This window comes from Trichocoleus sp. DQ-U1 (genome assembly GCF_039961925.1).
Classification (GTDB): Bacteria; Cyanobacteriota; Cyanobacteriia; order Cyanobacteriales; family FACHB-T130; genus FACHB-T130.
In genome coordinates, this window is the sequence record NZ_JAMPKB010000006.1 from 52,120 (window position 1) to 70,879 (window position 18,760).

Genomic DNA, 18,760 nt, shown 5'->3' on the forward strand with positions numbered 1-18,760 from the left:
CTCAAAGTTACGATTTGGATCATATCGAGGTAAACAGGGCTGACAACAGAGAGAATCAATGCAGATAGGTACAGATAGTTAAAATCAGTTATCTGCATTCCCACAAGACACTTGAAGCTGGCTAAGGTATTAGTAGCCGTAACTGAATCTATCCGTTATCTATGACTCAAAAGCGTAAGCCTCGTGGCTTTTTTGCTAGCCATGAGGGGCTGACAAGGCTTGAAGCTAAAAGATTGGAGAAGGGATACACTCACGAAATTTTGGCAGAAAAGGCGGATGTAAGTTTGGATCGGGTTAGGCATCTTTTCAACCCACATTGGGGACGCAAGATTCAAAGAGACGCTATTGAAAAGATTGCCAGAGCCTTAAATTTGCATCCGGCGGATATTGTCGATCCCAACGAGTGGAATACAGCCCTCCAAACCCCAGAACCAAAGCAGATATCTGAGGTTAGCGCGACACGCTACGAGAATATTCCCCGCAGTGGTGTTATTCCCAAGCAGTTTGTTGGACGTTCGCGTGAACTCGAAACTCTACACCAGTTGTTACAGCAAAAGAGCCAGGTACCGATTATTTCTGCCATCGCTGGGATGGGTGGAGTAGGCAAAACGGAACTGGCGATTCAATACGCACAGCAACATTTAGCTAACTACGTAGGTGGAGTTTGCTGGCTACCAGGAAAAGAACCGGATATGGGGATTGAGTTGGTGCGCTTTGCGCGATCGCAGTTCGCATTAAACCCCCTAGAAGATTGGGATTTAAAGACTCAGGTTGATTTCTGTTGGCGACGCTGGCAATCTGGCGATGTGTTAATAGTCTTGGATGATGTCACTGACTATGAGCGCATCCAGCCATATCTACCACCAGTGGAACCACGTTTTAAAGTTTTGATAACAACAAGAATCCAGCGGTTAGGTAGGTCAATTCAGCCCTTGTCCTTAGATGTTTTATATGAACCAGATGCCTTAAAGTTGTTGGTGTCACTTGTAGGAGAGGAACGCATCCAACAGGAATTAACCGAAGCTAAAAAACTCTGTGCGGGGTTGGGTTATTTGCCCTTGGGGTTGGAATTAGTAGGGCGATATTTGGATCGGAAACCTGATCTGTTGCTGGCAGAAATGCTGCAACGGCTAGAAGATAAAGGGTTCAATGAAAAGTCACTCCAAAAACGAGATCCAGACATGACCGCAAAATGGGCAGTGAAAGGAGCCTTTGAGTTGAGTTGGGAAACATTGAACGATGAGGCAAAGCAGTTAGGGTATCTACTGAGTTTATTTGCTCCTGCTCCCATTCCTTGGAAGTTGGTGGAAAAAGCCGCGCCCGATCAAGATCCAGAAGACCTGGAAGAAATGAGAGACGATTTCCTTCTGAATCTGCATCTGCTTCAGCGCATGGGTGACGGAACCTACCTCTTACATCAGCTGATTCGGGAATTTTTTCGGGAGAAGTTGGGACAGTTTGACCAGCTAGATAATCTAATGATCGCGTATTGTCGAACAATGGTGGCAGTGGCAAAGCAGATTCCTGAGCAGCCAACCCGTGAGGTGATTGCAGAAGTTAGCCCTGCTATACCTCATGTAGCACTAGCAGCTAAAAACTTGACAAACTTGCTGGCCAATGATGATTTAATCTGGACTTTTACAGGGTTAGGCTGGTTTTACCAAGGTCAAGGGTTGTATCACCTAGCAGAACCTTGGTTAAAGCAGTGTCTTTCCGTTACTGAATCACGCTTAGGCTCAGATCATCTTCAAGTGGCAACTAGCCTGAATAATTTGGCACTCCTCTACCAATATCAGGGTCGTTATTGTATAGCCGAACCACTTTTAGTAAGTTCGTTAGAACTTTATCGTCGTTTGCTGGGAGAGGAGAATTGTTATGTTGCACTAACCCTGAATAATCTAGCAAATCTCTACCGTGATCAAAGCCGTTACAACGAAGCGGAACCACTCTTTTTAGAAGCTTTAGAACTTCATCAGCGCTTACCGATACAGGAGCATCCCCCGGTGAAAACGATGAGTAATTTGGCATTACTCTACTGTGAGCAAGGTCGATACCACGAAGCAGAACAACTGTTTTTGCAAGCTTTAGAACTCATTCGCTGCTGGGCAGGACAGGCAGAACCTCAAATAATAAAATTACTGAATAATCTAGCAACGCTCTACCTTGAGCAAGGCCGATACTCCGAAGCAGAACTATTATTTTTGCAAGCTTTAGAACTCATCCGCTGTTTATTTGGAGAGAAGAATCCTGATATGGCAGTTATTCTGAATAACCTGGCAGAAATTTACTCATTTCAGGGTTTTGAGGACAAAGCAGAAACGCTTTTTCTACAAGCTTTAGAACTATTACAACATTGCCTAGGGAATAACCATCCCAACTTAGCTAATAGCTTGAACAACTTGGGATGTTTCTACCAACGTAAAACCTTCTATAGCGAGGCTAAAAAATTCTTTGAGCAGGCTTTGGAACTGAGAAAAAACATACTAGGAGAAGACCATGCTGATGTAGCAGCTAGCTTAAATAATCTAGCAGTTCTCTACGATGTTCAGGGTAGCTATAGGGACGCTGAACCCTTATATATACAAGCCTTGGCTATTTGTGAGCAACGGTTGGGGGCAGATTATCCTCTCAGTGTTACTGTCCGTAAAAATCTTAATGCTGTCCGCGCTACTCTCGGCTATGAAAATTAAAATCGCGGCTGCACGCAGAAAATCTGCCTTCACGAGTTGTGCTCCATCTTATCCCTCAACCAGCCACGCGATCACATTCCCTCAACCGGGACTAAAGACGCGATCGCTCTTGATAAGCTTGAAGCTTCATCTAGTTGCAATTTTGGTTCAAAATTTTAGAATGCGATCGCTGCTGAGTTCAACGCCCATTGTCCTGGCAGCAGCAATGCACATTTCCTTACTTCGAGATTAAGCGGCAGCGGAGAGGTCAGCCACTACTATTACCCGTCCTTTGAGTACAGAACGCAGCAGTCTGTTGACGCAACCTCTTTCTTCTTCATCCAAGGACTCATCCAAAGCAGCTGCCATCAGTCCATAACGGTCAGCCAGAGTCAGAATACCAGTTTCGCTGACAGAGGCTAGGATTTCAGAGATAGCACCGGGGAGTAGTTGGATTTGGGGAAGCATGGTTGTTGGGCGTCAACTCTACGATATTTAATATCTCACCCCTTTCCGTCCCGCCGAGCGATCGCTTCGATGAGTAACGTGTGAAAATTCTCAGCCTTTCGAGTGATCTGAATTACATAGGCACTCAAGGCACAAGCGGCTCAATCGCGATCGCATCCCTCAACCAGCTATGCGATCGCGATTGAGCCGCTTCTTTCCAAAAAAATAAAACCGATGGACAAACAAAAAGACAACTTTACTAACTGGACGCATACCAGTTATGAAAAAATACCGGAAAACCCGAATAATTGGAAGTTGGCAGAATCAGATTTTCGCGCTTTTAAGAAAACTGCCTGGGTGGTAACTGAAAAAATTCACGGAGCTAATTTTTGTATAGTCACTGATGGCTCAGAAGTTCGCTTTGCAAAAAAGAAAGAGTTCTTGCAGCCAGATGAAGACTTTTTTGGTCATCAATCCCTTCAAATTAAATTAATCCAACAAGTCAAAGAAATATTCAAAATTATCCAGGCTGAACGTCAGGCAACGTTTAGAGTTTCTGTATATGGGGAATTGTTTGGCGGAGAATATCCGCATTCTGATGTGCCCGTCAATCCTAATGTACAGGCTGTCCAAACAGGAATCTATTATTCACCCGAAATTGAATTTTGTGCTTTTGATATCGCTGTTGAAGAAAATCATAGAACTGCAAAACGAGATTACATAGATTATGAGAAAACGCTAAAATTATTTCAGCAAGTAGAAATGCTGGCTGCCAAACCACTATTTATTGGAAAATACGAACAAGCCATTGCACAGAATATAGAGTTTGAATCTACCATTCCTGGCTTATTAGGTTTGCCAAAATTGCCGTTTAGCAATCAGGCGGAAGGGATTGTCATTAAACCTGTAAAGTCGATCTATATAGATACTCCCAAGGGAAGAATTAGGCCGGTCTTGAAGAGAAAAATTCCAAAATTTGCTGAAGAGAGCCGATTCCATCAAGCAGAAAAATGGAGCAGCCAAAAATTAGCAACATCTCCTCCCTATTTGAGTGATGAAAAATGGCTACATGAGGCGATGCTTGCATTGGTTACAGAAAATAGATTGATGAATACTCTATCAAAACTAGGCCGGGTTTCTGGTAAAGACCCAAAAGCAATAGACAAAGTTTTTCAATTATTTGTGAATGATGTAATAGAAACATTTGACGAATCTTATGAAAGCATTTTTAAAAGCTTACCTGAGAAAAGTCAACAGACTTTAATCGAACAATTGGAGCAGGAATCAAAAAAATTGATAAATAATTACTTCAAAAAATAATATTTAGGAACAGGTGTAGGGTGAGCAGCGGCTAACTAAATACTCGATCTGAAACGAAGAGTGCGAACTGACTTTTTCTGCGCTAGGCTAACGCCTCGCTTCGCATGAGCGCGATCGCACTCTAGTCTTCAATGACTACCCTGGAATTAGAGTTCCCACCTTTTGACATGAAATCGATACGTTTCTTGCTGCTGCTGCTCATCCTGACTACAGCAGCCGCCTGTGACTCAACTCAGGCATCCCTCGACCCCCAGACAACCCAACCAACCGAGCAACCGACAGAAACTCCGGCACAGCCGAACCAACAGCTTTCCCAAGCGACGCAGACCAACAACGTGGTGCGAACCGAACCACTCACACCCCAACCGATTCGCATCACCCTCGATAACTTACCCAAACCCTACGCCAGCGACAGTGCCTCCAACTCGCCCAATGTGGTGCCTATCCCGCAAAACCCCACCCTGCGCGTCCCGGCTGGTTTCGTCGTCAACGTTTTTGCCGATGGATTAGATGCACCCCGTTGGCTGGCACTCACCCCGAACGGTGACGTGTTAGTCACCGAAACCCGACAAAACCAGATTCGCTTGCTGCGCGACACTAACGGCGATGGCGTCGCCGATGTCCGCCAAACCTTTGCCAGTTCCCAAAATGGGGTAAATATCCCCTTTGGCATGACCTTTGCGGGCGGATACTTCTTCCTCGGCAACACAGGCGAAGTCCGACGGTATCCCTACACTCAAGGACAACAACAACTCACCGGAACCGGCGAAAAAATTGCTAACTTAACCCCCGGCGGCTACAACCAGCACTGGACGCGCAACGTCGTTGCCTCACCCGATGGGCAAAAGCTTTATGTCTCAGTTGGGTCGGCATCCAACGCTTCAGAAGAACCCATCCCCCGCGCTTCTGTACAGGTGATGAACCTGGACGGTTCCAACCAGCAAACTTTTGCTTCCGGTTTACGCAACCCAGTCGGACTCGACTTTCACCCCACCACTAGCGAACTGTATACCGCCGTGAACGAACGAGACGGACTGGGCGACGACCTGGTACCCGACTATCTAACCCGCATCCAACAGGGAGAATTCTATGGCTGGCCTTACGCCTACCTGGCACCAAATCTCCTTGACCCGCGTCATCTGGTCAACGGAAAAAGCAAACGTCCCGACCTGGTAGCGAAAACAAAGACGCCCGACGTTCTTTTCCAAGCCCACTCGGCTGCTTTGGGATTGCAGTTTTATGACGGTAATACCTTTCCAGAAAAATATCGCAATGGCGCTTTTGTCGCCTTTCGCGGTTCCTGGAACCGTAACCAAGGCACCGGCTACAAAATTGTCTTTGCCCCCTTCTCTAACGGGCGTCCTCAGGGCTACTATGAAGACTTTCTCACTGGGTTCCTGCTTGACCCCTCTGTCCCAACCACCTGGGGGCGTCCGGTGGGGTTACTCGTGCTACCCGATGGGAGTTTGCTGCTGACGGAAGAAGCCAATAACCGGATTTACCGCATCCAGTATCGTGGCTCTTAAGTAGTTGTTAATCGCGGCTCAAAGAACTGCCCCATGCGCCCAAAACTCGTTAATCAATTTGCTGTCCTTAAGCCCGCGAAGGTGGGCTTGGTTTGTTTAGCTGCGACTTCAGCCGTCGGAGTGTTAACGCTTGGCTTACCAACCCCAGCCCAAGCGGCAAACTCCAAAGACTTGCAGAAGTTACTGACGCTGAAAACTTGCCCTGGATGTGACCTAAAAGATGCCCAACTCAGGGGGATTAACCTCAGAAACGCCGACTTGAAGAATGCCCAGCTTGACGGTGCGGATTTAACGGCGGCTGACCTTTCGGGCGCTAAGCTAGAGGGTGCCCAGCTCAACGGTGCCAAACTAACTGCCGCTAATTTGGAAAAAGCGAACTTGAGACAGGCAAAATTGGCGGCGGCGAATAAGATTGTTGCTGATTTAACAGACGCTAAATTGCGGGGGGCAAACTTATATGCAGCGAACCTCACGGGCGCTAAGCTAGAGCGTGCCCAGCTAGCCCAAACTCAACTGAATTTTGCTCAGTTAGTCGGTGCAAATCTCGGACAAGCGAATTTGATCGAAGCGAATCTTTCGGGTGCCAATTTAGGCGGGGCAAACCTAAAAGATGCTCAGATGCAAATTGTTAACTTAGCCGGTGCCAATCTTACAGGTGCCAAGTTGAATAATGCACAGTTAGAGACTGCCAATATGGATAGTGTCAACTTGAGCAATGCTGATTTGAGTCAGGCTTCTTTGAATAATGCTGACTTGAATGGGGGAATTCTCACGGGTGCCAATCTGCAAAAAGGATCGCTGACAGCAGCGAATTTTCAAAGTGCTACGCTCACAAATGCCAATTTGACGGGTGCCAATTTGACGGGTGCTGGTTTCAATCGTGCCAATTTGACGGGTGCTAAATTCAACGATGCTGATTTAACCAATGCCAAATTGCCGCTTGCCAACCTCACCAACGCTAATTTAGCAGGTGCTAACCTCCAGGATGCTTATCTGGATAGTACCAATCTCAACGGTGCTAATCTCAGCGGTGTAAACTTGCGCGGGGCGAATTTGCGGTCTGCCAATTTAAGCGGTGCGTCGATGATGGGTACCAACCTAGAAAGTGCCAATCTGACGAATGCTATTTTGACAGGAGCCAATTTGAGTTACACCAATTTCAGCAGTGCCGATCTCCGGGGTGCCAATTTAGGAAATACTAATCTGAGTTATGCCAACTTGACTCAAACAGATTTGGGTCAAGCTAGCTTAGCGAATGCCAACCTGACGGGTGCCAACTGGAAGGATGCTAAGCTCAAAGGTGTCATTGGATTGAATGGATATTGAGCGATCGCATTCTATCCCCATTGACTCTTTTGTTCTGATTTTGTGCATTCTATAGCGCGATCGCGCATGGCTATCAAGAGGGTGTTTTGGCAGTTCAATCGATACTCATTTCCTCAGTTGGCTAGCCTCCCATGAAACCAGGAATCCTCGCTGTCGCCCTGTTGATGCCTATCTGCTTTGCAGTGCCGGTCAAAGCAGAGAATCCAGAACACGTTCAGAGATTATTAATTTATAAAGAATGCCAATTTTGTGACTTGAGCAATGTGAACTTAACTGGGTATGACCTCAGCGGTGCCAACTTGAAGGGTGCCAATCTACTCAATGCCAATCTCACCAGTGTCGTGCTAGCTGGAGCCGATCTTACAGCAGCCACCTTGGAAAATGCGAATTTGAATAATGCGGTTCTTAATGGCGCGAACCTCAGCGGTACGAAGATGCGGTTTGCGAACTTGCAGTATGCGAGTCTACAAGGAGTCAAAGCGAAGGAAGCATTTGACGTGACAGGTGCCGATCTCACCGGGACAATTATGCCTTCCGGTCTAGTTTACAAGCCGCTTGCTGAGACACAAAAGAAACCGGCACCTGAGACCGGGCAACCCCTCAACCAAGACCGCAGCGAACCAATAAACCCGTAAAATCAATAAGCTTTTTAGTATAATACCCACACAGTAGAGAGGGGAACCAGCTCCAAAGCCCTAATAGGAGTTGGAACAAATGTGATAGTATCCCTTTGCTTTCCTGTTACACGCAGTCCTCTTCTGTCCCTGAATTTTGCCCCATGCAACTGCGAAATCCCCAGCGCCGGACAAAAATTGTCGCAACGATTGGCCCTGCTACCAGTAGCCCAGAGGTCTTACGCGCTTTAATTGAAGCGGGTGCGACGACCCTGCGCCTCAACTTTTCTCATGGAACTCATGAAGACCATCAGCGGAGCATTCGCTTGATCCGCCAGATGGCTTTTGAACTGAATCAGCCGGTGGGCATTTTGCAAGATTTGCAAGGCCCGAAAATTCGTTTGGGACGGTTTGAAACGGGGTCTATCGTCCTGAATAAGGGCGATCGCTTCATCTTAACCAGTCACCCTGTCCCAGGCACCCAAGAAATTAGCTCTGTCACCTACGAACCTCTAGCAGATGAAGTCCCATCTGGGGCAATGATTCTCTTAGATGATGGCAAAGTGGAAATGCGGGTGGAGCAGGTAGACCGCACGGCGCGGGAATTGCACTGTCGCGTCGTCGTCGGCGGCCCACTTTCTAATAACAAAGGAGTGAATTTCCCCGGCGTCTATCTGTCAATTAAGGCGTTAACTGACAAAGACCGTAAAGACTTGATGTTTGGTCTTGACCAAGGTGTTGACTGGGTAGCGCTGAGCTTTGTCCGCAACCCCCAGGATGTGCTGGAAATTAAAGAGCTGATTTCTAGTGCTGGTAAGCAAGTGCCGGTGGTTGTCAAGATTGAAAAGCACGAAGCCATCGACCAAATGGAAGCGATTCTCTCGCTCAGCGATGGTGTCATGGTAGCTCGTGGTGACTTGGGCGTTGAATTGCCTGCTGAGGATGTCCCCATTCTGCAAAAGCGGCTGATTGCCACGGCGAATCAACTGGGGATTCCAGTGATTACGGCAACTCAGATGTTGGACAGCATGGTGAACAATCCCCGTCCCACCCGTGCTGAAATTTCCGATGTCGCCAATGCGATTTTGGACGGAACCGACGCCGTGATGCTCTCCAACGAGACAGCGGTGGGTAAATACGCCGTGGAAGCGGTGGAGACAATGGCGCGGATTGCCGTGCGGATTGAGCAAGAACAAATCGCCCGTAACGTCCGGGGCACCACTCGCTCGATCACGAATGCGATTAGTCAGGCGGTTGGTCAAATTTCCGAGCAGCTAGGGGCAGCAGCGATTATGTCGTTGACTAAAAGCGGTGCCACTGCCCGAAATGTTTCTAAGTTTCGACCTTCAACGCCTGTTCTAGCAGTGACTCCCCATGTAGACGTGGCGCGGCAGTTGCAGATGGTGTGGGGCGTGAAGCCGCTTCTAGTGCTGGATTTGCCTTCTGCGGGTCAGACGTTCCAAGCGGCAATCAATGTGGCGCTGGAGAAACAGCTGCTGGCTGAAGGAGATTTGGTGGTAATGACTGCCGGGACGCTCCAAGGTATCTCTGGTTCAACCGACCTGATTAAAGTTGAGGTGGTGACATCCATTCTTGGAAAGGGAATTGGGATTGGTCAGGGATCGGTGAGCGGTCGAGCGCGAGTGGCTCGCACTGCCAGAGAGGTGGGCAATTTCAATCATGGGGAAATTTTGGTAGTACCGGGCACAAATGCCGATTATGTGGAAGCAATTCGCAAGGCATCTGGGATTATTACTGAGGATGAAAGCCTAACCAGTCATGCGGCGGTGATTGGCTTACGCCTTGGGGTGCCGGTCATTGTGGGCGTCAAGAAGGCGACGGAAATGATTCGGGATGGGGCGATTTTGACCCTAGATATGCAACGGGGTCTGGTTTACTCTGGGGCGATGGCAGGGACTTCTCAGACGACTCCGGCACTGCCAGTTTAAGTGCGATCGCGTCTGTTTATCTTTCATAAGCGATCGCGCTTTCCCCCAAACCTTCACAATGAGGTAAAGAAAGTAAGGATTTAATTTTTACTACACGAGACCACAAAAAACATAACCTCCAGCCCCCTTCGCATCTCTCTTCCTGCTCCTAATCGGAGCGGGAAGAAGAAATTTTTTATCTGGAAGGGATCTTTCTCCCCTTCCCTTGCAGGGGAGGGGTTGGGGGAGAGGTTCCTCATTCAGCATGGACACTCTCAACTTTTTCACCGACTATCTAATTGCTAGCCTGCGCCTCTCAGTACCATTAGCCTTTGCTGCCCTTGGTGGACTTTTTTCCGAACGATCGGGAGTGCTAAATATTGGACTAGAAGGAATGTTACTCTCCGGGGCATTTGCGAGTGCAGCAGGAGCATTTTTTACCGGCAACGTTTGGCTGGGAATGCTTTTAGCAATCGTCGTCGGGGGATTGGTCGGACTGCTTCATGCCTATCTGTGCGTTACCTTGCGCGTCGATCAATTAGTATCTGGACTTGCCATCAATCTTACAGCCGCAGGATTAACTTCTTTTTGGTCGCGTGTCTTATTTAATAGCGGTCAGGCGCAGCAACTACCAGGCATTCAAATCATCGGCATTCCCGGATTAAAGAATATTCCGATAATTGGGAATCTCCTCTTTAATCAAGACCCCTTAATTTACTTATTATTCCTGTTAGTTCCCCTGAGTACATACCTACTATTTCGTACAAGTTTAGGCTTATCTTTACGCGCCGTTGGAGAATATCCCCGTGCTGCGGATACTGCTGGCGTTTCTGTCACCAAGGTGCGCTATGTTGCAGTCACTCTCAGCGGCTGTCTTGCCGGTTTAGGAGGAGCTTATCTAACATTAGTTCACGTCAGATTCTTTGTAGAGGATATGAGTGCAGGAAGAGGTTTTATCGCCCTTGCCGCTTTGATTTTTGGCAGATGGCATCCCGTCAGCACGGCTTTAGCTTGCTTGTTATTCGGTGCTACAGAAGCTTTGCAACTGCGAATTCAAGCCTTTAATCTGAATATTCCCTATCAATTTTTAGTAATGTTGCCTTATATCATTGCGCTATTGGCGCTAGTGGGATTAGCTGGCAAATCAACCCCTCCCGCCGCCCTCGGTATTCCTTACATTCCTGAAAGTCGCGAACAATGAGTCGATATCAGTTAATTATTTTTGACTTTGATGGCACTTTAGCCATTACGCATCCAGCCATCATATCCTGCGTTATCAAAACATTCCAGACATTTAACATCGACCCGCCAGATGAAGAACAGATTCGCTCAGTCATTGGCGTTACGCTTGCCGAGGCTTTCCCGATTTTCCATCCAGCGATCGCGCCCGAAGAAATTCCTAGATGGATTCAAACTTACAGACACTTTTACCAAACAGAAGGTTTATTAAAAATCAATTTATTTTCGGGAGTGAAGCAAGTGATTCAAGCTGCATCCTCCGAGGGGTTGAACTTAGCAATTGTTAGCGTCAAACACACTAAGTTTTTAAAGCTTGCCGTAGAAAAGCTAAAAATTAATACTGACTTCGATCTGGTTATTGGCGATGACGGACAAACGCCAACCAAACCGGATGCAAGATTATTCCACTCAGTCATCCAGCCAATTTATCCAGACATCCAAAGTAACGAAGTTTTAGTATTTGGCGACAGTCATGTAGACTTAATGTTTGCTAAAAATGCTGGATTAGATGCTTGTTGGGCTACTTATGGCTATGGCGATCGCGCAAAATGTTTAGCACTCAACCCAACTTTTGTTGTTAACCAGATTTCCGAATTGATTTCAATCATCAAATCCTAAGTGCAAATCGCTACTTTGTCCCGTACAAGCGATCGCCTGCATCCCCAAGTCCTGGGACAATATAACCGTGTTCATCTAATTTTTCGTCAATTGCAGCCGTATAAATAGGCACGTCCGGGTGTTCGCGGCGTAAGTGTGCAATCCCCTCTGGTGCTGCCAGCAAGCACAAAAACTTGATTGACATCGGGCTAACTTCCTTAATTCTGTCAATTGCCGCGACGGCTGAATTTCCGGTTGCCAACATGGGATCGACAACCAAAATATCTCGCTGTTCAATATCATTCGGAACCTTGAAATAATACTCAATCGCTACATGAGTAGTCGGGTCGCGATATAAACCAATATGCCCGACTCTTGCGGAAGGAATCAGTTCCAAAATTCCATCTAAAATCCCCTGTCCTGCCCGCATAATTGAGACAATTACCATCTTCTTTTCAGCAGCCAGCATCGGTGCCAACATCGGGGCAATAGGCGTCTTAATTTCTTCATATTTTAGCGGTAAATCTCGCGTCACCTCGTAAGCTAACAACATTCCGATTTCTTTGAGGAGATTGCGAAATTTTCCTGTGCTAGTTTCCGTTTTCCGCATCAGGGTTAATTTATGTTGGATCAAGGGATGTTCGATTACAGTGACTTCAGCATTCATTAATAAATTCCTCTCGAAAGATGCACAAAGACAAAGCCTACCTACGCAGGCTTAAAAAATAAGCAAAAATTCCTTTTCACTTGAGTGCAATATATAAAAGAACCTCACCCCCAACCCCTCTCCGTGAACGGAGAGGGGGGAATATTTAACCCCTCTCCGTTTACAAGCAGGAGGGAATATTTAACCCCTCCCTGTTTACGGGGAGGGGCAGGGGTGGGGTTAAACCATACTGCATCCAATAGAGAATTGCTATATTCACCAGGTAATTTCTATTAAAACACGGTTCCATCACTCGCAATTTTAATTGGAGGAACGCCGCCTTCTCGTAATTGTGCGGCAATTTTTCTCCCCGCACTCCAAGTTCCTCCTTGTAAAACTTTTACTAGGGGTAATTCATCAGCAGTCATATTCAGCTTTTGTCGAATCGTTGCCGCAATTTTATCTAACAAACTAACCGTTAAAGCCCTCCATTCTACAATTACCTCAGAACCTACTGGATGACGTTCCTGCAAAACTGCTGAATCTTTGACTTGTAACAATCCAGTATCTAGACATAAACCGCCATTACGATATTCGGGCAAACCTGTAAGTTCCTCTAGTCCAGTGATTTTTAAATCGAGTTCCTGAAGGGGTTCTAAAAGAGAATAAGTTAACCACTGGGAGAGTTTGTGAAACGGCACATAATTGTCGCTTTTCTTATCTCCCGATAAAGCTGAATGAATCCACACATCGCCTAAGTTTACCCCAGCGATCGCAAGTCTCCCCGACCAAATTTCCCCTAACCCCTCCAAAACCGCACTCAACACCTTACTCGCAGCCAGTTGTCCATGATTGCTGCTATCCCACAAATAATTGACTAGATTGCCAAGACGCGGGCTTTCGGTGCCAAAAAACTTAGGATTTTGAGCGAGGACTTGTCCCAAACGCTGTAGCAGCTGAACGCGCCCTTCCACCCCAACCAGCGGATTTTTTTCACTAACTTGGAAACCTTGCACTAAAGCGTCTTCTGTTAACTGTAGGAGTCCATCGGCATCTACCTGTAATGGTGATTTCGAGTGACTAGAGAAAGCACCTTGGAAAAACATTCGGAAGCTAGCCACGGCTAAGCCTTCCGAACGCCGAAACACTTGTCCCGTTTCTGGTTCGCAATACTGCCAATGAGTGCCCGCGCCTGCATCCAGTAAAACGCTAACAATCGCTAAATCAAACTTAACTTTCGCTTTTTCTAATCCAGTCAGTCTCGTTAAAGCTTGTTCAAGTTCCAAAAGACGAGGCACATTTCCAACTTCAAAATGTCGCCAGCGACTGTGAAAAGGAATATCGAGATCGGGATAATCATCGCGCATCACCCCGATAACGTAATCAGCGCATTTGTCTAACTGCGTTAAATCAACTCGAAAGTAACGCAGTTTGTCTTCACAGCCTAAAAGAAAGAGGCGATCGCATCTTTCCCGAATTGCCGCCGGACTCCTCAAATATGCGATCGCTTCCCGTTCAGAATTGTTCATAAACAATAAAAACGCAAAGATTAACTTTGCGTACCTTTGCGTAAACCTTTGCGTACCTTTGCGTTAAAAAACCTAATCCCCTAAACCCCGTCCCTTAATTTCTGCCAGAGTTGTCGCAGTGGGCACCTCTCCCGGCGTGTAGTAACCAGCGGCTTGCTTGGCAGCAATTTCCACCCACGCATCTTCTGGAATCCAATCATCGGGAATCGGGATGCGTTCGATTACCTCGATACCAGAATTTGTAATCGCGTTGTATTTCATATCACTCATCGACACCAAGCGGTCAATTCGCGTAATTCCTAGCCAATGCAACACATCCGGCATCAGTTCTTGAAACCGCATATCTTGAAGTCCCGCCACGCATTCAGTCCGGGCAAAATAGGCATCTGCGCGATCGCCTCCTTCCTGACGCTTCCGGGCATTGTAAACTAAAAATTTAGTTACTTCGCCTAAGGCACGACCTTCTTTGCGGAAATAGACAATCACCCCTGCGCCGCCTGCTTGTGCCGTCTGGACGCAGACTTCAATGCCATGCACCAGATAAGGGCGACAAGTGCAAATATCGGAACCAAACACATCTGAACCGTTGCATTCGTCATGTACCCGCACGGCAAGCAGTCGGTTGGGATCTGTAATTGCGGCGACATCGCCAATCAGATAAATCGTCGTGCCGCCAATCGGTGGTAAGAATACGTGTAAATCTGGGCGCGTTACCAATTCTGGAAACATCCCGCCTGTTTGCTGGAAGAGAATGCGACGTAAATCGCTTTCTTCAATGTTGAGTCGCTTGGCAATCCCTGGTAAATACCAGACTGGATCGATTGCGACCTTTGTGACGACTAAATTACCGTTATTTTTGATAATTTGACCGTCAACTTGCAAGCGCCCTTTTGCCACAGAATCTTGCAATTCCGGCATATTAATATGAGCTTTGGTGACAGCAATGGTGGGACGAATATCGTACCCCTCTTCATAAAATGAAGGGAAAACTTCACCCACAATTGCTCCAAATGGATCGAGTGAGACAATTTTGTTCGCATCTGCCCAACTGGGATATGGCCCAATGTGGACAACCGGAGAGGTATTGGTTAAATCGGCGCGGTGATTTGCCTGGAGTGCGCCAGATGCGATCGCAAGTGCCCGATAAACGGCATAAGATCCCGAATGCGTGCCAATTGCATTCCGTTGATTTGGGTTCGCTAATGTCCCAATAATGGGTCCTCGTTTAATCGGATCGCTTTCTCCCCAATGAACGGAAACGGATTTTTTACCCGCTTTACCGGGATGGGATGTTAAAACAATATGCTTATGCGAAGATACTTTTTTTGGGTTTTCCATAAATAGCTCACAAGATGCACTCAAGATGTCGTCTAGGGCAATCTACGCAGGGAATTGGAAATAAGCTCTCATCATAGCAAGGGGATTTTGGCTCTCGGAGTATCCTGCACAGCCAAATCTGTTTGTGGTTGCTACCCTTTCATTTAGTATTATTTGCTACAAACTTATACAATTTCCAGATTTTTAAATTAACTTAATAGAAATCTAATCCTATCGCTATACTCCTATGAATTCATCCATACAAACGTTTGTGCTTAACTTTTTTCTCCTGAGGTTTTTAGAGGATTTTCAGCGCTAGTTAGGCTTTATGAGTAAGCTCGATCGGCGCGATCGCGGCAGACGATCCCCGCACTACAATACAACGCCCATATAGAGAAAACGCGCTTAACCGAGAATCCTTATATTGTCAAGAATATTCACGAAAAAACCGCTAGAGAAAACTCCCCAGCGGTTGCGGCTTGGCTTTATTGATAATACAAACTTTACCGAGCATCAAAAAAGCGCAAAGGACCATAACCTAAAAATTGCTTTTCGGGTTTATCGCCTGTAGGAAACGCTGACACGCCAAAGTTATATATCCCAGAAACACTAGGATTTTCAAAGGGTCCAATGGCAACCGTTACAGTTTGACCGGGTTGAATTGGGGGATCGAATACTAGGTCAACTTCCTGAGTTTTTTTGTCAACTTTTACTTCGCCCAACTTACAATTCTCTTTGGGTTTCTCATTGAGAAACGCTTTAGTTCTGGCAGAATCGAATTCAACTAAATTGCCACCATTTTGACGAATTGTTACTCGATTTAAAGATTGAGACGCCGTTTTTGGTAAGTTAAAAGTGAAGTAATAGCTTGCGCCTCTGAACCGGACGCTGGCTTGACTCGTTCTGGTATTACTTAATTGAAAAGGAACACCAAAAGAACTTCTGCCGTTTGAGAATTGAATCGCCTGCGCTGATGGATTGTTTACTCCAGAAGCGCCGACGCCAAAGGTAAGAGTGCCTGCAATTAATGCCAGAGACAATTGCTTAAGACGCTTCATTGTTATGACCTCCTAGGGGTGCGAGTGTCTGGTAGATGCGATTCAGGAACTTGGAAAGCTGTTCTAAAGGGAGAGCCATTTACGGCAAAGCGATCGCGTATATCATCTTCAACAATTATTCATGAAAATGATAAGCAACAATGCTACCTAAGAAGGATGCTTTATCTTTCTTACCTTTTTTATAGCAAAGAATTTTAAAAGTAGCTCCGCCTTGAACATATAATTTTAAACCTTCATTTAAGATTTGAGCGATCGCTCCTAATAATTCCCTTCAGATTTGTGCAGTTCTCATTCGCCGCTTCTAAGTTTACAGAATGTCAATAACTGCATCAAATCAGCTGAAAATCGGAAAATAATAGATAAAATCAAGCTACAGATTAATTTTTAAAGCGCGGTTGAGCAAAGCTGAGAACAACCGAGTTTTAACCTAACTACAAAAGATTTTGAAAAACTAGGGAGTTTTTCACAGGTTGTCTTTGCCGACTCAGCGCTTTCACCAGCGTGTATACAGGTGTGCGGAGGAACTATGTTTAAGCTATTCCGGGCTTTAGGACTTGGTATAGGCATCTGGGGTGTCGCTTTGCTATTGTGCAATCGTGCCGTTGCTATAGAAGCGATCGCCACAGAAATTGCCAATACCGAACCTAATACCACTTCCTTAGAAACAATTGCCTTATTTACCCCAGAAACCCAGGAGTCACCAGGAGCAAACAGCACCGAGCTTTCACCAATAGATATCAGCATAGATGTCAGTTCAGTTGCCGTTCTATCTGAGCCGACTCCTGCCGATCTCAATCCAAATTTACCGGAAGCGCCAGTTATTGAATCAGTTATTGAAACAGAGTTAAGCGAAAAAGCGACAACAATAGCGCAAACCCCTGACGACTTGGAGCCAACCAGCCTAGATGAGCTAGAAGCTGACTCGATGGAGCAAGTCACTTCCGTCACTCAACTTTCCGATGTGCAGCCGACAGACTGGGCATTCCAGGCGCTGGAATCCCTAGTCGAGCGCTATGGTTGCATTGCAGGTTATCCCGACAGCACCTTTAGAGGCAACCGCGCACTCAGTCGCTATGAATTTGCCGCCGGGTTAAATGCCTGTCTCAATCGAATCAATCAACTCATTCAAACCTCAACTGGCGAACTTGCCAGCCAAGAAGATTTAGCGACGCTGCAACGATTACAAACCGAATTTGCACCAGAACTCGCAACCTTGTTAACTCGTGTAAGTAACTTAGAGGCATCCGTTACTCAGTTAGAAGAACAACGCTTTTCCACGACAACCAGACTTCGGGGAGAAATCCTGTTTGCCGTCAGTGGAGTGGGTGGCGGCGAAATCAACAACCAGGATGTCGATGCCAACGTTGTCTTCAGCAACCGAGTTGAATTGAATTTTGATACCAGTTTCTCTGGTCAAGACTTGTTGAGAACCCGATTAGCGGCTCAAAATACGCCTAACTTTGCAGAAGTCACGGGAACCAACTTTGCCAAACTCTCATTCACCGGAAACAACGAGAATGACATTCAACTCGGCGCACTGTTCTATCGGTATCCGGTGACAGAACAAGCGATCGTTTACTTTGGACTGATCGGGATTGGCTTTGGTGATTTTACGCCTACCCTCAATCCCTATGTCAACAATTCTCTTCTTGCTGCCGTTTCTAACTTTGCTGGAGAATCGCAGCTATTTGGCCTGAATGGAGGCACGGGGTTTGGTTTAGAATATCGCATTAGTCGAGCGGTGCGGCTGTCTTTGGGATATCTCGCATCGAACACCAATCAAGCGGAAACGGGTCTATTTGGGGGTCGTTACGGCGCGATCGCTCAAGTCACTCTATACCCCACAGACAGCCTGAGTGTGGGTTTAACTTATATTCATTCCTACAACATCGTCACTGGCAAAGGCAGTCGTAACGCCGAAGACCCTTTTAATGGTGCGAATCTTTCTACCAATGCTTATGGATTACAAGCCTCTTATCAAGTCTCTCCTAACTTCAACATTTCTGGCTGGACGGGGTTAATTAATGCTCGTGCCGAATCCGAACCGAATAAAGGTAGCGATGCCAAAATCTTTACGTGGGCTTTAAGCTTTGCTTTACCCGATGTCGGTGGACTCGGTAATCTGCTCGGATTCGTGATTGGTCAACCGCCTAAAGCGATTGAAAATGATGTTGTTGGGCGCGAAGATCCCGATACCTCCTTACATTTAGAAGCCTTTTACCGCTATCAAATCACTGATAATATTGCGATTACCCCAGGATTTTTTGTAGTCACAAATCCCGAACACAATGCTAACAACGATCTAATTTATGTCGGCACCGTCCGCACCAGTTTTGTGTTTTAAGAAAGTGTTTTAATCCTGTTACCATTCTGAGCATTACCGAAACGCGATCGCTTGTTAGCGTAGCGGTGCATAGCACAGGCAAGCTCTGTAGAGTCTTCGCAGATGTAGGGGCATAGCAAAGAGTCAGGGAAACAATCCCCTGGCTCTTTGACCGAGTCAAACAAAAATTTTTTCTGATTGCAAAATGAACCTTTACGGGT

The 18,760-nt window shown here is 46.4% G+C and carries 15 protein-coding genes; 10 read left to right on the forward strand and 5 right to left on the reverse strand.

Going from position 1 to position 18,760, the window contains the following annotated elements; all coding sequences use genetic code 11:
- Positions 1–161 precede the first annotated feature (161 nt).
- Positions 162–2,690, forward strand: coding sequence for a tetratricopeptide repeat protein (locus NDI34_RS04150; protein ID WP_348231945.1), 2,529 nt, complete (start codon positions 162–164; stop codon positions 2,688–2,690).
- A complete protein-coding gene (locus NDI34_RS04155) occupies positions 2,680–2,922 on the forward strand; it encodes a hypothetical protein (RefSeq protein ID WP_348231946.1) in 243 nt (80 codons plus the stop codon). Before NDI34_RS04150 ends, NDI34_RS04155 begins: the two co-directional genes overlap by 11 nt.
- Here the strand turns inward: NDI34_RS04155 and NDI34_RS04160 are convergent.
- Positions 2,919–3,137, reverse strand: a complete 219-nt coding sequence (locus tag NDI34_RS04160) for a hypothetical protein (protein WP_190430814.1) — start codon at positions 3,135–3,137, stop codon at positions 2,919–2,921. The genes NDI34_RS04155 and NDI34_RS04160 overlap by 4 nt on opposite strands.
- 213 nt (positions 3,138–3,350) lie before the next feature.
- Between NDI34_RS04160 and NDI34_RS04165 the strand changes: the two genes are divergently transcribed.
- The 7 genes from NDI34_RS04165 to NDI34_RS04195 all read left to right on the forward strand — a co-directional run bounded on the left by NDI34_RS04165 (position 3,351) and on the right by NDI34_RS04195 (position 11,687).
- Entirely contained in the window at positions 3,351–4,436 is a 1,086-nt protein-coding gene (locus NDI34_RS04165) for an RNA ligase family protein (protein ID WP_348231947.1), read from the forward strand.
- 167 nt (positions 4,437–4,603) lie between these two features.
- Complete coding sequence (locus NDI34_RS04170; RefSeq protein ID WP_348231948.1) at positions 4,604–5,962, forward strand: sorbosone dehydrogenase family protein; 1,359 nt, start codon at positions 4,604–4,606, stop codon at positions 5,960–5,962.
- A 33-nt stretch (positions 5,963–5,995) separates the two neighbouring features.
- Positions 5,996–7,288, forward strand: coding sequence for a pentapeptide repeat-containing protein (locus NDI34_RS04175; protein WP_348231949.1), 1,293 nt, complete (start codon positions 5,996–5,998; stop codon positions 7,286–7,288).
- A 131-nt stretch (positions 7,289–7,419) separates the two neighbouring features.
- A complete protein-coding gene (locus tag NDI34_RS04180; protein ID WP_348231950.1) occupies positions 7,420–7,923 on the forward strand; it encodes a pentapeptide repeat-containing protein in 504 nt (167 codons plus the stop codon).
- A gap of 143 nt (positions 7,924–8,066) precedes the next feature.
- Positions 8,067–9,851 (forward strand): pyruvate kinase, encoded by a 1,785-nt coding sequence (gene pyk / locus NDI34_RS04185; RefSeq protein ID WP_190426665.1) that lies wholly within the window; start codon positions 8,067–8,069, stop codon positions 9,849–9,851.
- Between the two features lie 244 nt (positions 9,852–10,095).
- Complete coding sequence (locus tag NDI34_RS04190; protein WP_348231951.1) at positions 10,096–11,031, forward strand: ABC transporter permease; 936 nt, start codon at positions 10,096–10,098, stop codon at positions 11,029–11,031.
- Positions 11,028–11,687, forward strand: a complete 660-nt coding sequence (locus tag NDI34_RS04195) for an HAD family hydrolase (RefSeq protein WP_348231952.1) — start codon at positions 11,028–11,030, stop codon at positions 11,685–11,687. Before NDI34_RS04190 ends, NDI34_RS04195 begins: the two co-directional genes overlap by 4 nt.
- Before the next feature lie 10 nt (positions 11,688–11,697).
- Here NDI34_RS04195 and upp read toward each other — a convergent pair whose 3' ends face one another.
- From upp to NDI34_RS04215, 4 genes are all read right to left on the reverse strand, one after another.
- The gene (upp, locus tag NDI34_RS04200; RefSeq protein ID WP_190426659.1) at positions 11,698–12,333 is read right to left on the reverse strand and encodes a uracil phosphoribosyltransferase; all 636 of its coding nucleotides are present in this window, start codon (positions 12,331–12,333) and stop codon (positions 11,698–11,700) included.
- A gap of 272 nt (positions 12,334–12,605) precedes the next feature.
- Entirely contained in the window at positions 12,606–13,841 is a 1,236-nt protein-coding gene (locus NDI34_RS04205) for a URC4/urg3 family protein (RefSeq protein ID WP_348231953.1), read from the reverse strand.
- A gap of 72 nt (positions 13,842–13,913) precedes the next feature.
- On the reverse strand, positions 13,914–15,179 hold the full coding sequence (locus NDI34_RS04210) for a GTP cyclohydrolase II (protein WP_348231954.1): 1,266 nt from the start codon (positions 15,177–15,179) through the stop codon (positions 13,914–13,916).
- A 482-nt stretch (positions 15,180–15,661) separates the two neighbouring features.
- A complete protein-coding gene (locus tag NDI34_RS04215; RefSeq protein WP_190411440.1) occupies positions 15,662–16,216 on the reverse strand; it encodes a DUF2808 domain-containing protein in 555 nt (184 codons plus the stop codon).
- A gap of 526 nt (positions 16,217–16,742) precedes the next feature.
- Here NDI34_RS04215 and NDI34_RS04220 point away from each other — a divergent pair.
- Positions 16,743–18,560: an iron uptake porin gene (locus NDI34_RS04220; RefSeq protein WP_348231955.1), complete on the forward strand. Its 1,818-nt coding sequence runs from the start codon at positions 16,743–16,745 to the stop codon at positions 18,558–18,560.
- Positions 18,561–18,760 lie beyond the last annotated feature (200 nt).